The sequence below is a fragment of the Blautia sp. OM07-19 genome (genome assembly GCF_003481595.1).
Taxonomy (GTDB): domain Bacteria; phylum Bacillota; class Clostridia; order Lachnospirales; family Lachnospiraceae; genus Blautia_A; species Blautia_A intestinihominis.
The window spans coordinates 94,303-112,098 of record NZ_QULA01000004.1 but is presented as its reverse complement, the minus strand read 5'-3'; the positions used below and the strand labels follow the sequence as shown (position 1 = coordinate 112,098).

General features: G+C 46.9%; 19 protein-coding genes. 18 read left to right on the top strand and 1 reads right to left on the bottom strand.

What is annotated here, in order from left to right; all coding sequences use genetic code 11:
- Positions 1–55: 55 nt before the first annotated feature.
- The 12 genes from nusA to DXC01_RS04860 all read left to right on the top strand — a co-directional run bounded on the left by nusA (position 56) and on the right by DXC01_RS04860 (position 11,791).
- A complete protein-coding gene (nusA, locus tag DXC01_RS04915; RefSeq protein ID WP_118698407.1) occupies positions 56–1,237 on the top strand; it encodes a transcription termination factor NusA in 1,182 nt (393 codons plus the stop codon).
- A 5-nt stretch (positions 1,238–1,242) separates the two neighbouring features.
- A complete protein-coding gene (rnpM, locus tag DXC01_RS04910; RefSeq protein WP_118251436.1) occupies positions 1,243–1,524 on the top strand; it encodes an RNase P modulator RnpM in 282 nt (93 codons plus the stop codon).
- The gene (locus DXC01_RS04905) at positions 1,508–1,819 is read left to right on the top strand and encodes a L7Ae/L30e/S12e/Gadd45 family ribosomal protein (RefSeq protein WP_118698406.1); all 312 of its coding nucleotides are present in this window, start codon (positions 1,508–1,510) and stop codon (positions 1,817–1,819) included. The genes rnpM and DXC01_RS04905 overlap by 17 nt, the downstream gene beginning before the upstream one ends.
- A gap of 38 nt (positions 1,820–1,857) precedes the next feature.
- Complete coding sequence (infB, locus tag DXC01_RS04900; protein WP_118698405.1) at positions 1,858–4,698, top strand: translation initiation factor IF-2; 2,841 nt, start codon at positions 1,858–1,860, stop codon at positions 4,696–4,698.
- 161 nt (positions 4,699–4,859) lie between these two features.
- Complete coding sequence (gene rbfA / locus DXC01_RS04895; protein ID WP_022214890.1) at positions 4,860–5,246, top strand: 30S ribosome-binding factor RbfA; 387 nt, start codon at positions 4,860–4,862, stop codon at positions 5,244–5,246.
- A gap of 54 nt (positions 5,247–5,300) precedes the next feature.
- Positions 5,301–6,263, top strand: a complete 963-nt coding sequence (locus DXC01_RS04890) for a DHH family phosphoesterase (protein WP_022214889.1) — start codon at positions 5,301–5,303, stop codon at positions 6,261–6,263.
- Complete coding sequence (truB, locus tag DXC01_RS04885; protein ID WP_118698404.1) at positions 6,263–7,147, top strand: tRNA pseudouridine(55) synthase TruB; 885 nt, start codon at positions 6,263–6,265, stop codon at positions 7,145–7,147. The genes DXC01_RS04890 and truB overlap by 1 nt, the downstream gene beginning before the upstream one ends.
- Positions 7,148–7,177: 30 nt before the next feature.
- Entirely contained in the window at positions 7,178–8,071 is an 894-nt protein-coding gene (locus DXC01_RS04880) for a bifunctional riboflavin kinase/FAD synthetase (protein ID WP_118251439.1), read from the top strand.
- A 156-nt stretch (positions 8,072–8,227) separates the two neighbouring features.
- On the top strand, positions 8,228–8,494 hold the full coding sequence (gene rpsO / locus DXC01_RS04875; protein ID WP_015542977.1) for a 30S ribosomal protein S15: 267 nt from the start codon (positions 8,228–8,230) through the stop codon (positions 8,492–8,494).
- A gap of 175 nt (positions 8,495–8,669) precedes the next feature.
- Entirely contained in the window at positions 8,670–10,763 is a 2,094-nt protein-coding gene (locus DXC01_RS04870) for a polyribonucleotide nucleotidyltransferase (protein ID WP_022214886.1), read from the top strand.
- Positions 10,764–10,765: 2 nt separating this feature from the next.
- Positions 10,766–11,257, top strand: a complete 492-nt coding sequence (gene nrdG / locus DXC01_RS04865) for an anaerobic ribonucleoside-triphosphate reductase activating protein (RefSeq protein ID WP_118251440.1) — start codon at positions 10,766–10,768, stop codon at positions 11,255–11,257.
- 18 nt (positions 11,258–11,275) lie between these two features.
- Positions 11,276–11,791: a dUTP diphosphatase gene (locus DXC01_RS04860; protein WP_022214884.1), complete on the top strand. Its 516-nt coding sequence runs from the start codon at positions 11,276–11,278 to the stop codon at positions 11,789–11,791.
- 108 nt (positions 11,792–11,899) lie between these two features.
- Here the strand turns inward: DXC01_RS04860 and DXC01_RS04855 are convergent, their stop codons facing one another.
- Entirely contained in the window at positions 11,900–12,277 is a 378-nt protein-coding gene (locus DXC01_RS04855) for a DUF1292 domain-containing protein (protein ID WP_022214883.1), read from the bottom strand.
- Positions 12,278–12,454: 177 nt separating this feature from the next.
- Between DXC01_RS04855 and DXC01_RS04850 the strand changes: the two genes are divergently transcribed.
- From DXC01_RS04850 to DXC01_RS04825, 6 genes are all read left to right on the top strand, one after another.
- Complete coding sequence (locus DXC01_RS04850) at positions 12,455–13,213, top strand: exodeoxyribonuclease III (RefSeq protein WP_118698403.1); 759 nt, start codon at positions 12,455–12,457, stop codon at positions 13,211–13,213.
- 27 nt (positions 13,214–13,240) lie between these two features.
- Positions 13,241–15,133 (top strand): Type II secretory pathway, pullulanase PulA and related glycosidase, encoded by a 1,893-nt coding sequence (locus DXC01_RS04845; protein ID WP_118698402.1) that lies wholly within the window; start codon positions 13,241–13,243, stop codon positions 15,131–15,133.
- Positions 15,093–15,647, top strand: a complete 555-nt coding sequence (locus DXC01_RS04840; RefSeq protein WP_118698401.1) for a DUF5662 family protein — start codon at positions 15,093–15,095, stop codon at positions 15,645–15,647. Before DXC01_RS04845 ends, DXC01_RS04840 begins: the two co-directional genes overlap by 41 nt.
- A gap of 154 nt (positions 15,648–15,801) precedes the next feature.
- On the top strand, positions 15,802–16,182 hold the full coding sequence (locus DXC01_RS04835) for a GntR family transcriptional regulator (protein ID WP_118698400.1): 381 nt from the start codon (positions 15,802–15,804) through the stop codon (positions 16,180–16,182).
- A complete protein-coding gene (locus DXC01_RS04830; protein ID WP_118698399.1) occupies positions 16,176–17,027 on the top strand; it encodes an ABC transporter ATP-binding protein in 852 nt (283 codons plus the stop codon). The genes DXC01_RS04835 and DXC01_RS04830 overlap by 7 nt, the downstream gene beginning before the upstream one ends.
- Positions 17,024–17,668 carry an ABC-2 transporter permease gene (locus tag DXC01_RS04825; RefSeq protein WP_118698398.1) on the top strand — a complete coding sequence of 215 codons (645 nt, stop codon included), beginning with the start codon at positions 17,024–17,026 and terminating at the stop codon, positions 17,666–17,668. The genes DXC01_RS04830 and DXC01_RS04825 overlap by 4 nt, the downstream gene beginning before the upstream one ends.
- Positions 17,669–17,796 lie beyond the last annotated feature (128 nt).

The window sequence follows — 17,796 nt, the reverse complement described above, 5'->3', positions numbered from 1 at the left end:
TTAATGAATACGATGCACCTATATGCTTTGATAAAATGAGGAGGAAATAAAAAAAATGAACAAAGAGTTAATGGACGCTCTGAATGTCCTGGAAAAAGAAAAAAATATCAGTAAGGATACACTTCTGGGAGCAATCGAGCAGTCTCTGATCCAGGCATGTAAGAACCATTTCGGTAAAGCTGATAATGTACATGTAATGATCAATCCTGAAACCTGTGATTTCAGTGTTTACGCTGAGCGTGAAGTAAAGGAATTCGTAGAGGATCCTGCAATGGAGATCTCACTTACAGACGCACAGAAGATCAATGCCAACGCAGAACTCGGAGACGTGATCAAAGTTCAGATCCAGTCCAAGGAATTCGGACGTATCGCAACACAGAATGCTAAGAACGTCATCCTTCAGAAGATCCGTGAGGAAGAGCGCAAAGTTCTTTACGATCAGTACTACGGAATGGAGAAAGAAGTCGTTACAGGTATCGTACAGCGTGTCATGGGCAAAAATGTCAGCATCAATCTTGGCAAGGCAGATGCGATCCTCGCTGAGAATGAGCAGGTCAGAGGAGAAGAATTCCATCCGACAGAACATATCAAGGTATACATCCTGGAAGTTAAGGATACTCCAAAAGGACCGCGTATCCAGGTATCCAGAACACATCCGGGTCTCGTAAAACGCCTCTTCGAATCCGAAGTTGCCGAAGTAAGAGACGGCACAGTAGAGATCAAGAGCATTGCCAGAGAAGCAGGTTCCCGTACCAAGATCGCTGTATGGAGCAATGATCCTGACGTAGATCCGGTTGGAGCATGCGTTGGTATGAACGGTGCGAGAGTAAACTCCATCGTAGAGGAACTCCGCGGCGAGAAGATCGATATCATCAACTGGGACGAAAACCCGGCGATCCTTATTGAGAATGCATTAAGCCCGGCCAAAGTCATTGCAGTAATGGCTGATCCGGATGAGAAGACAGCACTTGTTGTTGTTCCGGACTACCAGCTTTCTCTTGCAATTGGTAAAGAAGGACAGAATGCACGTCTTGCAGCCCGCCTGACAGGATTCAAGATCGACATCAAGAGTGAGACACAGGCCAAAGAATCCGGTGATCTTTACGACTATGATGAGGAAGAAGAATTCTACGAAGACGAAGCAGCAGAAGAAGCAGAAAACGTAGAAGAGTCTCAGGAAGCAGAAGAAACAGAAGTTTCTGAAGAGGTTTCCGAAGAAGAGACAACAGAAGAATAAGATCTATGAAGACAAAAAATAAAATTCCGATGCGCCAGTGTACCGGCTGCAGAGAAATGAAAAGCAAAAAAGAAATGATCCGTGTCCTTAAGACACCGGAAGACGAGATCGTTCTTGACACCACAGGCAGAAAGAACGGAAGGGGCGCCTATGTATGTCCATCCACCGAATGCCTTGACAAAGCGATCCGCAATCACGGGATCGAACGGTCTCTCAAGACCAGCGTTCCCGAAGAGGTCTACGAAGACCTGAAAAAGGAGTTAAGTAAGATTGAAAAACAACAATAAAGTGTTATCTCTTCTGGGGCTTGCCACAAAAGCCGGCAAGGTTGCCAGCGGAGAATTTTCGACAGAGAAATCTGTCAAGACAGGGAAAGGTTTCCTGGTTCTGGTTGCAGATGATGCATCCCAGAATACAAGGAAAAAGTTCCAGAACATGTGTGATTTTTACGAAGTACCGATCTACTTTATTGCCAACAAAGAAGAACTGGGCAGATTCTGCGGAAAAGAATTCCGCGCCAGCCTTGCGGTACAGGATGAAAACTTTGCAAAAGCAATGTTAAAAGAACTCCAGAAATTATAAAGCTGCGGTGTGCAGCAGTGATTGAAGGAGGGATCCATGTGCCGAAAATCAGAGTGCATGAACTTGCCAGTAAACTTGGCAGATCGAACAGAGAAGTCATAGAATTTCTAAAAGCAAACGGGGTAGAAGTCAAAAGTCATATGAGTACTCTTGAGGAACCCAGTATCCGATTAATAAAACAAAAATTTTTAACCAGGGGAAAGGAGCAGATTACCAAGGTGGATAATTCCAGAACAGAAGAAAAGACGGTAACAGCGAGACCAGAAGCAGACAAAGCAGAGGCTCCTAAAAAGAAAAAAAATATCATTCGTGTATATCACGCACAGAATGCAAGTGACGGCGGCAAAAACAGACCGAAACGTCAGAACAACAATACAGACAAAAGACCAGCCGCAAAGCCACAGGCTCAGAAGCCGCAGGCAGCTCAGAAACCGGTAGAGGAAACTGCAAAGAAACCGCAGACTGCACAGGCAGAGACACCGAAGAGCGCAGCACCGGCACAGAACAATTCTGCAAGACCGCAGAGACAGGAACAGTCCGGTTACAATAACAACAGAGGACAGAACCGCCAGAATAACCGCGACGGAAGAGACAATAACCGCGACAACCGCGGCGGTGAAGGCAGAGGCCGTGACTTCCGCGGTGGCGAAAGAAGATTCTCCGACCGCAATGGAAACGGCGGACAGGGTCGTCCGAACCGTGACGGAAACCGTCAGGGAAGACCGCAGGGCGAAGGACGTCCGGCGCGCCAGGGTGACGGAAACGGCCGTCCGATGAGAGGTCAGGGCGGAAGACCGCAGCAGGGTGGTCAGGGAAGACCACAGCAGGGCGGAAACGGAAGACCAGACGGCAACAGAGGAGGCTTCGGCGGAAATAACCGTGGCGGACAGAGATCCGGTGGCGGAAGAAGAGATAACGATGCTGTATTCACACCAGAACTGACCAAGACATCCAAGGACAGCAAGAGAGAGCGTGACAGAGAGAACAAGAACAAGAAGAAAGACTTCGAGAAATCCGGTGCAGGACATAATCGCCCGAACCAGGGTGGAAGAAGAAACCTTTCCAGGATCCCGAAGGCTCTGCAGAAACCAACTCCTCAGCCGAAACAGGAAGAGAAGAAACCAGAAGTAAAAGAGATCACACTTCCAGAGAAGATGACCATCCGCGAACTGGCAGAAGCAATGAAGATGCAGCCGTCCGTGATCGTTAAGAAGCTCTTCATGGAAGGAACCATGGTAACTGTAAACCATGAGATCGACTTCGAGAAAGCTCAGGAGATCGCTCTGGACTACGATATCATCGCAGAGCCGGAAGAAAAAGTAGACGTTATCGGCGAACTCCTCAAAGAAGAGGAAGAAGACGAAGCAGATATGGTTTCCAGACCGCCTGTAGTATGTGTTATGGGTCACGTTGACCATGGTAAGACATCCCTTCTGGATGCGATCCGTGATACCCATGTAACAAAAGGTGAGGCCGGAGGAATCACACAGCATATCGGTGCATCTGTTGTAGAGATCAACGGACAGAAGATCACATTCCTGGATACACCGGGACATGAAGCATTCACCGCTATGCGTATGCGTGGTGCAAACTCCACAGATATCGCAGTTCTCGTCGTAGCAGCAGATGATGGTGTCATGCCGCAGACAGTAGAGGCGATCAGCCATGCCAAAGCAGCAGGCGTTGAGATCATCGTTGCGATCAACAAGATCGATAAACCAAGTGCAAACGTAGAGAGAGTAAAACAGGAACTTTCCGAGTATGAACTGATCCCGGAAGACTGGGGCGGAAGCACCATCTTCGTACCGGTATCCGCACATACAGGAGAAGGAATCGACACTCTGCTTGAGATGATCCTTCTTTCTGCAGAAGTCCTGGAACTCAAAGCAAACCCGAACCGTGCAGCGAGAGGTCTCGTGATCGAAGCACAGCTTGACAAAGGTAAAGGACCGGTTGCTACGATCCTCGTACAGAAGGGTACTCTCCATGTCGGAGATTTCATCGCAGCAGGTGCATGCAGCGGTAAAGTACGTGCCATGATGGACGACAGAGGAAGAAGAGTCAAAGAAGCAGGACCGTCCACACCAGTTGAGATCCTTGGTCTCAGTGATGTTCCGAATGCAGGTGAGATCCTGATGGCGTTCCCGAGCGACAAGGAAGCCAAGAACTTCGCAGCTACCTTCGTTACAGAGAACAAGAAACATCTGCTTGAAGAAACCAAAGGCAAACTTTCTCTGGATAACCTGTTTGATCAGATCCAGGCAAGTGACCTCAAGGAACTGCCGATCATCGTCAAAGCAGACGTACAGGGATCTGTTGAGGCTGTGAAACAGAGTCTTACCAAACTTTCCAATGAGGAAGTTGTTGTCCGCGTGATCCATGGCGGCGTTGGTGCAGTCAATGAATCTGACGTATCCCTTGCTGCAACTTCCAATGCGATCATCATCGGATTCAACGTTCGTCCGGACGCAATGGCAAAACAGCTTGCAGATCAGGAAGGCGTAGACCTGCGTCTCTACAGAGTCATCTATCAGGCGATCGAAGATGTAGAAGCAGCCATGAAGGGTATGCTTGACCCGGTATTCGAAGAGAAAGTCATTGGTCATGCAGAAGTCCGCCAGCTCTTCAAAGCATCCGGCGTTGGTACGATCGCAGGAAGCTATATCCTCGATGGTATCTTCCAGAGAAACTGTAAGGTTCGTATCACCAGAGAGGGAGATCAGATCTTCGAGGGCGAGCTTGCATCCCTGAAACGTTTCAAAGACGATGTCAAAGAAGTCAAAGCAGGATACGAGTGTGGTCTTGTATTTGACGGATTCAATGATGTCAAAGAAGAAGATAAAGTAGAAGCTTATATCATGGTAGAAGTACCAAGGTAATTGGTAATAGAGAATATCCCGCGAGGTGTTTTGGCATAAATATGCCAAAATCCCGAGACATGCGGGGCAAAATGCTATCACCGAAGGTGATGTGGAATGCATTTTGACCAAGTTACAGCGAATATAATGAGCAGTAACTTACCGAGATAGGAGTAAAATAAATGAGAAAGAACAGCATTAAGAATACAAGGATCAACGGAGAGGTTCAGAAAGAACTTAGTACGATCATCAGAAATGAAGTCAAAGATCCTCGCATTCATCCAATGACTTCTGTCATGGCTGTGGAAGTTGCACCTGACCTCAAGACCTGCAAGGCATTTATAAGTGTTCTTGGCAGCAAAGAGGCCAAGGATGCGACCATCCAGGGCCTTAACAAGGCAGAAGGTTATATCAGAAGACAGCTTGCAAAGAACCTGAATTTAAGGAATACACCGGAGATCCGTTTCATCCTGGACGAATCCATTGAATACGGTGTAAACATGTCCAAGCTGATCGACGATGTAACCAGAAAAGATGCTCAGGCAGGAAAACCGGACGAGGAAGAATAAGCCAGTCCGGATCCTGACCACAAGAGCAGTGCATACAGAATAAGAGAGGATATCATGAAAAATATTTCAGAAGTGCTGGAAGGCGTGAAAACAATAGGAATTGGTGGTCATGTCCGACCGGATGGTGACTGTGTCGGTTCCTGTATGGCTTTGTATCTGTATATCAGAACTTATTTTCCGGATGTGGATGTAAGCGTATATCTCGACCATCCGAAGCCGATCTTTGGACATATCGATCATATCGATGATATCAAAACAGAAGTAGAAGAGGGCAGAGAATTTGATCTGTTCATTACCTGCGATGTCAGCGCGCGTGACCGCCTGGCAGTTGCGGGAGATGCTTTTGACCATGCGGCAAAAACCGTCTGCATCGATCATCATGTGAGCAATCCGGGATTTGCGGATGTCAACTATATCCGCGGAGAAGTCAGCTCCTGCTGCGAAGTCCTCTACGGACTCCTGGATCCGGACAAAGTAAACCGTCCGATCGCGACAGCAGTCTATACAGGAATGATCCATGATACAGGAGTATTCCAGTATTCTTCCACTTCCCCGGATACGATGCGTATCGCAGGAGAACTGATGAAGCAGGAGATCCCTTTCAGCAAGATCATTGATGAATCTTTTTATGAGAAGACATATCTTCAGCTTCAGGTCATGGGCCGTGTTCTGGCAGAGAGCATTCTTCTCCAGAACGGCAAATGCACCGTAGGCTACCTCCGCAGAAGAGATATGGAATTTTATGGAGTTGAGGGAAGTGACCTTGACGGGATCGTCAGCCAGCTTCGTCTGACAAGGGGCGTGGAAGTCGCGATCTTTATCTATGAGACTGAGACACAGCATTTCAAGGTTTCCCTCCGTTCCAACGGCAAGGTGGATGTGAGCAAAGTTGCCGTATTCTTTGGCGGCGGCGGCCATACAAGAGCAGCGGGCTGTGACCTTGAGGGCTCCATGTATGACGTTATCAATAATCTGACCGCAGAGATCGAGAAACAGTTCTGCGAAGAGGAGGCATAATGGACGGAGTTCTGGTCATTCGCAAAGAGAAAGGCTACACTTCTCATGATGTGGTCGCAAAACTTCGTGGGATCCTCCACATGAAAAAGATCGGTCATACCGGAACACTGGATCCTGATGCGGAGGGAGTTCTTCCTGTTGTTCTCGGCAGAGCGACCAAGCTGGTCGATCTTCTGACCGAAAAGCGCAAGACCTACGAGGCACTTCTTCACCTCGGGATCGAGACAGACACACAGGATATGACAGGAACGGTTCTGAATGAAAAGCCGGTCACTGTTTCTGAAGAAGAAGTAAAAGCTGTAATCGAGAGTTTCCTTGGAGAGCAGGAGCAGATCCCGCCGATGTACTCCGCGCTCAAGGTAAACGGAAAGAAGCTGTATGAACTCGCAAGAGAAGGCAAGACCGTCGAGCGCAAAACCCGCCCGGTCTGCTTTTATGAGATAGAGATCCTTGAAATGGATCTTCCGATGGTACGTTTTTCTGTTACATGCAGCAAGGGAACTTATATCCGGACTCTGTGCCATGATATTGGACAGAAACTGGGCTGCGGTGCCTGCATGGAAGAGCTTACCCGTACAGCATCCGGTGAGTATCGCTGGGAAGACAGCATCACACTGGATGAAGTACAGAAAGAAATGGAAGAAGGAATCCTTGAGAAGAGGATTCTTTCTATTTCAGAAGTGCTCAAGGCTTATCCGGAGATCCGCTGCAATAAATTCGGAGACAGGCTTCTTCTGAATGGCAATGCGCTTCCAGATAATATGACAGAAACACAGCACAAAAAAGGCTGGGTGCGGATGTGCACCAGCGAGGGGAATTTCCTGGGGATCTACGAGTGGGACAATAAGAAACACCGTTATCAGCCTCAGAAAATGTTCCTCTGAAACATCGGAGATAAGCAGGAGTCAGAACACATGGAATACATCAAGATCGAAGGACAGTTTCCAAAGTTTTCCAACTGTGCGGTAACGCTGGGAAAATTTGACGGAATTCATCGCGGACACAGGAAACTGATCCAGAAGATTCTGGAACACAAAAAAGAATATGGTACAACTTCCGTAGTTGTAGCTTTTGTGTCCGACCGTCAGACCATCCTCACAGGGGAAGAGAGGAGACTGCTTCTCGAAGATATGGGCGTGGATGTCCTTCTGGAATGCCCGTTGAATGAGCAGATCAGACATATGAAAGCGGATCAGTTTATCCGCCAGATTCTGATCGGTTCTCTGCAGGCATCCTTCGTGGTAGTCGGAGAGGATTACAGATTCGGATATGAACGCAAAGGCACGCCGGACCTTCTTAAGAAAGCCGGTCTGAAATATGGCTATGAAACAGAGATCGTCCCGAAGGAAATGGACGGAAGCCGCAAGATCAGCAGTACCTTCATCCGTGAAGAACTGAAGAAGGGCAATATGCACAAGATCTCAGAGCTTCTTGGAACAGATTTCTTTGTGGCAGGTGAGGTAGAGCATGGCAAAGGTCTGGGACACAAGAAATTTTTCCCGACCACAAACCTGGTCCCGCCGAAACAGAAGCTGATGCCGCCGAACGGTGTCTATGTGACAGTGTCAAAATTTGGCGACACAGAGTATCAGGGAATCACCAATGTCGGATACAAGCCGACCGTCGGAGAGGATTTCCTGGGTGTTGAGACCTATCTTTTTGACTGTGATGAGGATCTGTATGGGAAGGACTGTATCGTTTTCTTCCGCAAATTCCAGCGCCCGGAGCACAAATTTGCTTCTTTTGAGGCGCTCAAAGCACAGATCGCGAGGGACATCGAGGCAGGCCATGCTTTTTTTGAAAAATAAGTTCAAAAAATAAATAATTATGTTGTTTACACGCCAGATGTTTTATGCTATACTATTTGAGGTGTAAATCAGCCCATATTCAGAGATTGGAATCTCCAACCGTTTCTTAATATGCGGCGGTTCATTAATAATAATATTTTTAAGGAGGAAATCACAATGATTTCAAAAGAAAAAAAACAGGCAATCATGAAAGAATATGCAAGATGCGAGGGTGACACAGGTTCACCGGAAGTACAGGTAGCAGTTCTTACAGCAAGAATCCAGGAGCTGACAGAGCATTTACAGACACATCACAAAGATCATCACTCCAGACGTGGTCTTCTGAAGATGGTTGGTCAGAGACGTGGACTTCTGGCATACCTGAAGAAAACAGACATCGAAAGATACCGTGCACTGATTGAGAAATTAGGTTTAAGAAAATAATTAGTATACGGACGGGGCGGATAAACCATCCGCCCCATTTTTAAATCACAAAACAAAATAGACAGAAGTTATTTCCGAGACTACTGAAAAGTTCATCAGGAAGGATCCGGGTGGTTTTTTCAGTTGTTTCGGACTTCTGTAAAATTAAAACGCAAGAAATAAAAGGAGAAAAAGTATGTACAAAAGTTATTCTATGGAATTAGCCGGCAGAACACTGACTGTAGATATCGGTCGTGTTGCAAAACAGGCTAACGGCGCAGCTCTGATGCATTATGGTGATACAACTGTGCTTTCTACTGCAACAGCATCCAAGGAGCCAAGAGAAGGAATCGATTTCTTCCCTCTGAGCGTTGAATATGAGGAAAAAATGTATGCAGTAGGCAAGATTCCAGGAGGATTCAATAAAAGAGAAGGAAAGGCAAGCGAGCATGCGATCCTGACATCCCGTGTTATTGACCGTCCGATGCGTCCGCTGTTCCCGAAGGACTACAGAAATGATGTAACTCTGGTAAACATGGTTATGTCCGTAGACCCTGAGTGCAACCCGGAGATCCCGGCTATGCTTGGTTCTTCCATCGCAACCTGCATTTCCGATATCCCGTTTGACGGTCCGTGCGCTACCACGCAGGTAGGTCTGATCGACGGCGAGTTTATCATCAACCCGTCCCTGGCTCAGAAAGAACTTTCTGACCTTCAGCTGACTGTTGCTTCCACAAGAGAGAAAGTTATCATGATCGAAGCCGGCGCAAATGAAGTACCGGAAGATACCATGATCGAAGCAATCTACAAAGCTCATGATGTAAACCAGGAGATCATCCGTTTCATCGACAAGATCGTAGCAGAGTGCGGCAAAGAGAAACATCTCTACGCTTCCTGCGCAGTTCCGGAAGAACTGTTCGAGGCGATCAAGAAGATCGTTCCGTCCGAAGAGATGGAAGAAGCTGTCTTCACAGACGATAAACAGACAAGAGAAGAAAACATCCGTGAGATCACAGCAAGACTTCAGGAAGCATTTGCAGACAATGAAGAATGGCTGGCTGTTCTCGGAGAAGCAGTATATCAGTATCAGAAGAAGACTGTCCGCAAGATGATCCTTAAGGACCACAAACGTCCGGACGGCCGTCAGATCACACAGATCCGTCCTCTGGCAGCAGAAGTAGACATCATCCCGAGAGTTCATGGTTCCGCTATGTTCACCCGTGGACAGACACAGATCTGCACCATGACAACTCTGGCTCCGCTTTCTGAGGCACAGAGAATTGACGGACTTGACGAGTTTGAAACATCCAAGAGATATATGCACCACTACAACTTCCCGTCCTACTCTGTAGGTGAGACCAAACCATCCAGAGGACCGGGACGTCGTGAGATCGGTCACGGTGCACTGGCAGAGAGAGCTCTTGTTCCGGTACTTCCGTCAGCAGAAGAGTTCCCATATGCGATCCGTACTGTATCTGAGACATTTGAATCCAACGGTTCTACTTCTCAGGCAAGTATCTGTGCATCTACCATGTCCCTTATGGCAGCAGGTGTACCGATCCGCAAACCGGTTGCCGGTATCTCCTGTGGTCTTGTTACAGGCGCAACAGACGATGATTACATTGTACTGACAGATATCCAGGGACTTGAGGACTTCTTCGGAGATATGGATTTCAAGGTTGCAGGTACACATGACGGTATCACAGCAATCCAGATGGATATCAAGATCCATGGTCTGACAAGACAGATCGTAGAAGAAGCGATCCGCAGAACAAAAGAAGCAAGAGAGTACATCCTTACAGAGGTTATGGAGAAATGCATCGCAGCTCCTCGTGACCATGTAAATAAATATGCACCGAAGATCGTTCAGATCCAGATCGATCCTCAGAAGATCGGTGATGTAGTCGGACAGAGAGGAAAGACCATCAATGCGATCATCGAGCGTACAGGCGTTCAGATCGATATCACAGATGAAGGTTCCGTATCTATCTGCGGTGTTGACCAGCACGGAATGGATGAAGCCAAGAAGATGATCAAGACCATCGCAACAGATTTCGAGGCAGGACAGATCTTTGAGGGAACTGTCGTAAGCATCAAGGAATTTGGCGCTTTCGTTGAGTTTGCTCCTGGCAAAGAAGGAATGGTCCACATTTCCAAGATCAGTGACCACAGAATCAACAAAGTAGAGGACGTTCTTACTCTTGGCGACAAAGTAAAAGTAATCTGCCTTGGCAAAGACAAGATGGGCAGAATGAGTTTCAGTATCAAGGATGTACCGGAAGAAGCATAAAAATGAGATATCATAATATAACCAAGGACGATATGCTGAACGGAGACGGACTCCGTGTGGTACTCTGGGTTGCAGGCTGCAATCACTGCTGCCGGGAATGCCAGAATCCCATCACCTGGGATCCGAACGGAGGCCTTCCTTTCACCGAAAAAGAAGAAGCAGAGATTTTTGCCGAACTGGATAAGGATTATATCAGCGGAATCACTTTCTCAGGAGGGGATCCGCTTCATCCGTCCAATATTTCAGCCGTAACCGCCCTTGCACGCAAGATCAGAACAAAATATCCAGACAAGACCATCTGGCTTTATACAGGTTCACGCTGGGAAGAAATCCAGCAGGAAGAGATCGTCCGTTATCTGGATGTGCTCGTAGATGGTGAATTCCAGGTGGACAAGCTGGATCAGAGTCTGAAATGGAAAGGATCTTCGAACCAGCGCGTGATCAACGTTCCGGCGACACTTCGGGAGCAGAAGATCGTTCTTCATGCAGACTGAGAGATCCAGGAGGAAAACATGAAGAGAATCGCAAAATTTCACAAAGTAAGTGAAGAGCGTTTTGTGGCAGACTGGAAGGATACTTTTCCGGAGACACAGGAAAGCGCGATCACTGACATTTACAATGAGATTAAACTTCCGGCAAGAGCAACTGCAGGAAGTGCAGGATATGATTTCTATGCACCTGTCGATCTGACACTGAACCCGGGAGAGACTGTCAAGATCCCTACCGGTATCCGCGTCGAGATGGAGCAGGACTGGGTTCTGAAATGCTATCCGAGAAGCGGACTGGGATTCAAATACCGTCTGCAGCTCAACAATACGGTTGGAATCATTGACAGCGATTATTTCTATTCTGACAATGAGGGACATATTTTTGCAAAGATCACCAATGACAGCAACGAAGGCAAATCTGTCAGCATTCAGGCTGGCACAGGCTTCATGCAGGGAATCTTTGTAGAATACGGAATCACTGTAGATGATGACGCAAAGGGTGTCCGCAACGGTGGATTTGGAAGCACCACCCAGAAATAAAGATATAGATACAGCAAATATAAAAGCGGAGTTTCCGGATTTGAATATCCCGAATACTCCGCTTATTTTGTGCTGTGAAATAGTAAATTGAATGAATAGAAGTCTCTGTTATTCTAACGGTGCGCCTGCTGCCTCTGCCTTACGTGCATTGTCAAGAACAATGTCAAAAGCTGTAGCTGCTGCCTGATATTCAGCATCATCATCGATGTTGGCAAGCATCGGATCGCCCTTCTCTGTGCGGGAGAAACGGTACAGATAAACTTCACCGTTCTGGTTCTGACCATTCTCATCCAGTGGAAGGAGTGCAATATACTCCTGTGCATCTACCGGGAAGATCGTAAGGATCGCGCATTCTACTTCGGTATCGTCGTCCAGTGTCAGAGTAATGGTGTTGTGCTGTTCCTCAGAAGCATTACCGCCGCAGTCCAACCCACAGCTTGCACAGTCACTCGGTGCACATGCAGAATTTGTAAATTCGTCACTCATAATTGATATTCCTCACTTTTGTTTTTCTTTTGGTTATTTTATTCATTTTATCAGAAAATACGGGGATTTACAACGGTTGTTCTGTGCAAAAAATAAAAAAATGTATTTCAACTCACTCTGGAATCATGTATAATAAATAAAGACAGACTATGAAGATGGAAATGAAGGAGATACACAATGAAATTTGTTTCATGGAATGTAAATGGAATCCGTGCATGCCTTACCAAAGGCTTTGAAGAGAGGTTTCAGGAACTGGATGCAGATATTTTCTGCCTGCAGGAGACGAAATGCCAGGAGGGACAGGTCAAACTTGAGCTTCCGGGCTATCATCAGTACTGGAACTACGCAAACAGAAGAGGATATTCCGGAACGGCAATCTTTACGAAACAGGAGCCGCTTTCGGTTTTTTATGGAATTGGAATAGAGGAACACGACAAAGAAGGCCGTGTGATCACACTTGAATTTGAGAATTTTTATTTCGTGACAGTATACACGCCGAATTCACAGAGCGAGCTGAGACGGCTTGAGTACCGAATGGAGTGGGAGAGAGATTTTCTTGCTTATCTTCTCGGGCTTCAGGAGAAGAAGCCTGTCATCTGCTGCGGCGATCTGAATGTTGCACATCAGGAGATCGACCTCAAGAATCCTAAGACAAACCGTAAGAATGCCGGCTTTACAGACGAGGAGAGAGCATGCTTTACAAAGGTTCTTGAGAGTGGATTTATCGATACATTCCGCTATTTTTATCCGGATCAGGAAGGAAGCTATTCCTGGTGGTCCTACCGCTTCAAGGCGCGTGAGAAGAACGCAGGATGGAGAATCGACTATTTTATCGTTTCGCCTGCACTGAAGGATAAACTGCAGGATGCATCGATCCACGCAGAGATCATGGGCTCAGACCATTGTCCGATCGAGCTGGACATGGAATCATTCTGAGAGTAAATACAAGAAGGAGAAAAAGTTATGTACGATCAAAGCAGGCTTTTGGTGCACGAGGGCAATCCGATGCTGCCTGGTGCTACGAAAGTTTCTGGGGGAATGAATTTTGCGGTGGAGGTTCCCTGTGATACAGAGGCCTCGCTGATCCTGTACCGAAAGGGAGAGAAGGAGCCGGAGGCTGAGATTCCTTTTGCAGAATCAAACAGGACCGGTCGGATGTGTGCGATGATGGTATCCGGGTTTAAGCCGGAGCAGTATGAATATAATTTTCGGATAGATACAAAGATCTGTCAGGACCCATATGCCCGCGGGCTGGCTGGAAGAGAGACATTTGGCAGAGTGTCAGAGGATAAGGACGAGCACAGGATCCGCTGCAGTTTTCCGAATCTGAGAGAATACAACTGGGAAGGCGACGTTTCCCCAGGGATCTCCTATCAGGATATGATCCTCTACAAAGTCCATGTCAGAGGCTACACCAGACAGGCGAAGGTGGCACCAAAGAAAAGAGGTACTTTTGCAGGGCTTAAGGAGATGATCCCTTACTGGAAGGAACTTGGGATCAATGCAGTCGAGCTGATGCCGGCATATGAATTTATGGAGAGGTCCACAGTGGAGCCGGGTAAGGCGATGATCCGCCAGAAACATCACAAGGATAAAGTTAACTACTGGGGTTACCTCCCGGGATTTTATTTTGCACCCAAAAGTGCCTACTGTGCGACGAAGAAACCACACAAAGAATTCTGTGACATGGTGAGAGCTTTCCACGAAGCGGGGATCGAATGCATTATGGAAATGTATTTCCCGGCAGATACCGCTCCGATGAAGGCACTTTATGCGCTGTGGTTCTGGAAGAAATATTATCATGTAGATGGATTTCATCTGCTGGGTGATGGCGTTCCGGGAGAACTGATCGAGAGAGATCCGTTCCTCTATGGTGTCAAAAAGATGTTTTCCGACATTTCCGGACAGCCGGAGAAAGAAAACATGCTGGCAGAGTACAACAGAGGGTTTATGCAGGATATGCGCCGCCTTCTCAAGAGTGACGAGGGAATGGTCGCGGGGGCACAGTTCCATATCAAGCGTAACACAGGCAATTTCGGGACCATCAACTATATGGCAAGCCAGGATGGTTTTACCTTGTATGATACAGTGACTTACAATTACCGTCACAATGAGGCAAATGGTGAGGACAATCACGATGGAAGTGATTATAACTATTCCTGGAACTGTGGAGTAGAGGGTGCGTCCAGGAAGCAGGCCATCCGCCGCCTGCGTGAACAGCAGCTTCGAAATGCGTTCCTGATGCTGCTTCTGAGCCAGGGAACACCGATGATCTATGGCGGAGATGAGTTTGGCAATTCTCAGAATGGAAACAACAATGCCTGGTGCCAGGACAACAGTGTGGGCTGGACGGACTGGAAATGCATGAAGAAGCAGGAGAAGCTTTTTTCCTTTGTCAAAAAGGCAATCGCATTTCGTAAGGATCACCCGATTCTCCATATGCCGAATGAGCTGCGGAGCGTAGACTATATGGCAAAAGGCTTCCCGGATGTTTCCTTCCACGGCGAGCGTGCCTGGTTCTTAAACATGGAAAACACCAGTCGCCTCATTGGCATCATGTACTGCGGAGCATATGCACAGAAGCCGGATGGAACGGATGACGACTTCCTTTATATAGGATACAATTTCCACTGGGAGAAACGAAATATCGCGCTGCCAAACCTTCCGGATGGAATGACCTGGAAAAAGATCGCCGACACCTCAGATCAGGAGGAGAAGAACTGGTTCCAGGAAGGCAAAGAAACTTACAAAAAAACAATAGACATCAATCCACGTACCATTGTGGTACTGGTGGCAAGGCAGGGGGAGATAGAGCATGCATCCGTGGCTGCACTTCAAGACGATAACAAAGCATAAATTACTGGTAATGAAGTATTGTTTCCGGATCGGCTTATATAAACAGGGACTGCTTCACGACCTTTCCAAGTATACACCGGCAGAATTTCTGGTGGGATGTAAATATTATCAGGGAACGAGAAGCCCGAATAATGCAGAGAGGGAAGATATCGGAGTGTCCACTTCCTGGCTCCATCACAAGGGCAGGAACAAGCATCATTTTGAGCACTGGGTCGACTATTCTCTTGATGGGGAGCATGTGATCATGGGGGCGCAGATGCCGCGTAAATATGTGGCAGAGATGGTCATGGACCGGATCAGCGCATCCAGGAATTACCTTGGAGATGCCTATGACGACAGCCAGCCGCTGGATTATTTTCTCAAGAGCAAAGAAAAACTCTGGTTCATCCACCCACAGACAAAGAAGGAACTGGAGGCGCTTCTTCGCATTTTGAATGATCATGGCGAGGAAAAATTACTTCATTATATTAAGCACAGATATCTGAAAGAAGAAACAAGAAAGATCAAATATTGAGATATAGCAGGAATTAGAGTTTAAAAAGCCTTTTTTTCATCGAAACAGATTGAAATTCGATGAGGAGAGGGCTTTTTTTATTATAATAAACAGTATATAACAGTTGACAACAGTACTATACTGTTATATACTGTTTATAGAAGGAGGGATGAAGTTGAATCTTATCATAAACCATACTTCCATGGAACCGATCTACGAGCAGATCATGGCACAGATCAAGGCAGAAGTGATCGAGGGGACGCTGACAGCAGGGGATGCACTTCCCTCGGTGCGTGCACTGTCCAGAGAACTGAAGATCAGTGCTCTTACAGTAAAAAAAGCCTACGACAGTCTGGAAGCAGAAGGACTGGTCGTGACTGTCCATGGTAAGGGAAGTTTTATCGCGAATACCAATCAGGAACTTTTGATGGAGGAGCGTCGCAAGGAACTGGAGAAAGAGCTGGAAGAAGCGGTACGTAAAGCGCGTGTTGGAGGCTTAACGGCAAAGGAGATACGTGAATCATTTGAGATCATAATGGAGGATGAGATATGTTAGTGCAGCTGGATCATGTAAGGAAAACATATGGCAGTTTTACACTGGAACTGAATATGCAGATCCCAGAGAATCAGATCATCGGGCTGATTGGGGCGAACGGGGCAGGCAAGAGTACGACATTCAAGCTGATGCTTGGACTTATCCGTCCGGACCAGGGAAGCGTGGAGATATTTGGCAGAAATGCTGCCGATCTTGGCGCAGAGGAGAAACAGGAGATAGGAGCTGTATTCTCTGACAGCGGCTTTTCCGAATATCTGAAAGTACAGCAGCTTATTCCGGTCATGAGCCGCTTTTATCCGGATTTTCAGGAAAAAGAGTTTCGTGAAAGATGCGAAAGATTCCAGATCCCGCTGAATAAACAGATCAAAGAGTTTTCCACAGGAATGAAAGCGAAGCTGAATGTATTTCTTGCGCTCAGCCATGGCAGTAGGCTGCTGCTCCTTGACGAGCCGACGGCGGGGCTGGATGTGGTCGCAAGAGAAGAGATCCTTGATCTTCTGCGGGAATATATGGAGATCCCGGGACGCTCTATCGTGATCAGTTCACATATTTCCGGCGATCTGGAACATTTCTGTGATGACCTGTACATGATCCATGAAGGCAAGATCGTCCTTCATGAAGAGACAGACCGTATTCTTGAGGAATATGGATTCCTCAAAGTATCAGATCAGGAATACGAGGCCCTTGACAAAGAATATCTTCTGCGTGTGAGAAAAGAGCCCTTCGGCTACAGCTATCTGACAGACCAGAAGAACTATTATCTGGAAAACCACCCGGGGATCGTAGTCGAAAAAGGAAGCGTAGATGAAGTGATTTCCATGCTGGTGAAAGGAGAGAGATTATGAGCGGTTTATTAATGAAAGACCTGGAATTACTCAAGGTAAATATAAAAACGTATTTCATTGTTTTTGCGGTTGGGATCATTTATCTGTTTGTCCAGACAGACGGAAGTATTTTTTTCATAAGCTATATGATCTTTGTAAGTCTCAGTGTCACCGTCGGAACGATTTCCTATGACAGTTATCATCATGGAATGAATTTCCTGATGACCCTGCCATTTACCAGAAAAGAATACGTGATATCCAAATATCTGACCGCAGCAGGCGTCACACTGGCAGCAGGCATTCTTTCCATGATCCCGGGACTTCTCAAAGCGCAGTCTGTCAGTACACGGAAAGAATTCCTCATAAGTACAGGTGCTGTTATGATCTGTGCCGGTATCTTTCTGGCAATCCTGCTCCCGATGCGTCTGAAATACGAAATCGAAAAAAGCCGGATCCTCATGGTCGCACTGATAGCAGTCATTTTCCTGCTCGCCGCCGGCGGAAAGAAAGCACTGGAACTCTGCAAAGGAAGTGCAACTCTCCATCTCCTGAATACATTTGCCGGATGGCAGATAGCGGCTGCGATGATCGTGGTCATGGTTGTTTGTATGGCAGTGTCCGTGAAGGTCAGCGAGGGGATTATGGAGAGGAAGGAGTTTTGAGGATGTAGGTGTTAAATTTCCAATAAAGCTCGATTTGATAACACTGAGATAAAAAATAGAATAATTTGTCATTTACGGATGAATTTTAATGCTGAAAATTCAGTTTTGTTAAAAAACAACTAAAAAAT

What these genes read in the sequence shown, in the direction of transcription:
- DXC01_RS04825 (WP_118698398.1), top strand. Translation starts at nt 17,024, where the DNA reads ATGAGCGGTTTATTAATGAAAGACCTGGAATTACTCAAGGTAAATATA.
- DXC01_RS04880 (WP_118251439.1), top strand. Translation starts at nt 7,178, where the DNA reads ATGGAATACATCAAGATCGAAGGACAGTTTCCAAAGTTTTCCAACTGT.
- truB (WP_118698404.1), top strand. Translation starts at nt 6,263, where the DNA reads ATGGACGGAGTTCTGGTCATTCGCAAAGAGAAAGGCTACACTTCTCAT.
- DXC01_RS04850 (WP_118698403.1), top strand. Translation starts at nt 12,455, where the DNA reads ATGAAATTTGTTTCATGGAATGTAAATGGAATCCGTGCATGCCTTACC.
- nrdG (WP_118251440.1), top strand. Translation starts at nt 10,766, where the DNA reads ATGAGATATCATAATATAACCAAGGACGATATGCTGAACGGAGACGGA.
- DXC01_RS04870 (WP_022214886.1), top strand. Translation starts at nt 8,670, where the DNA reads ATGTACAAAAGTTATTCTATGGAATTAGCCGGCAGAACACTGACTGTA.
- DXC01_RS04830 (WP_118698399.1), top strand. Translation starts at nt 16,176, where the DNA reads ATGTTAGTGCAGCTGGATCATGTAAGGAAAACATATGGCAGTTTTACA.
- DXC01_RS04845 (WP_118698402.1), top strand. Translation starts at nt 13,241, where the DNA reads ATGTACGATCAAAGCAGGCTTTTGGTGCACGAGGGCAATCCGATGCTG.
- DXC01_RS04855 (WP_022214883.1), bottom strand. Translation starts at nt 12,277, where the DNA reads ATGAGTGACGAATTTACAAATTCTGCATGTGCACCGAGTGACTGTGCA.
- DXC01_RS04860 (WP_022214884.1), top strand. Translation starts at nt 11,276, where the DNA reads ATGAAGAGAATCGCAAAATTTCACAAAGTAAGTGAAGAGCGTTTTGTG.
- rbfA (WP_022214890.1), top strand. Translation starts at nt 4,860, where the DNA reads ATGAGAAAGAACAGCATTAAGAATACAAGGATCAACGGAGAGGTTCAG.
- rnpM (WP_118251436.1), top strand. Translation starts at nt 1,243, where the DNA reads ATGAAGACAAAAAATAAAATTCCGATGCGCCAGTGTACCGGCTGCAGA.
- DXC01_RS04890 (WP_022214889.1), top strand. Translation starts at nt 5,301, where the DNA reads ATGAAAAATATTTCAGAAGTGCTGGAAGGCGTGAAAACAATAGGAATT.
- rpsO (WP_015542977.1), top strand. Translation starts at nt 8,228, where the DNA reads ATGATTTCAAAAGAAAAAAAACAGGCAATCATGAAAGAATATGCAAGA.
- DXC01_RS04840 (WP_118698401.1), top strand. Translation starts at nt 15,093, where the DNA reads ATGCATCCGTGGCTGCACTTCAAGACGATAACAAAGCATAAATTACTG.
- nusA (WP_118698407.1), top strand. Translation starts at nt 56, where the DNA reads ATGAACAAAGAGTTAATGGACGCTCTGAATGTCCTGGAAAAAGAAAAA.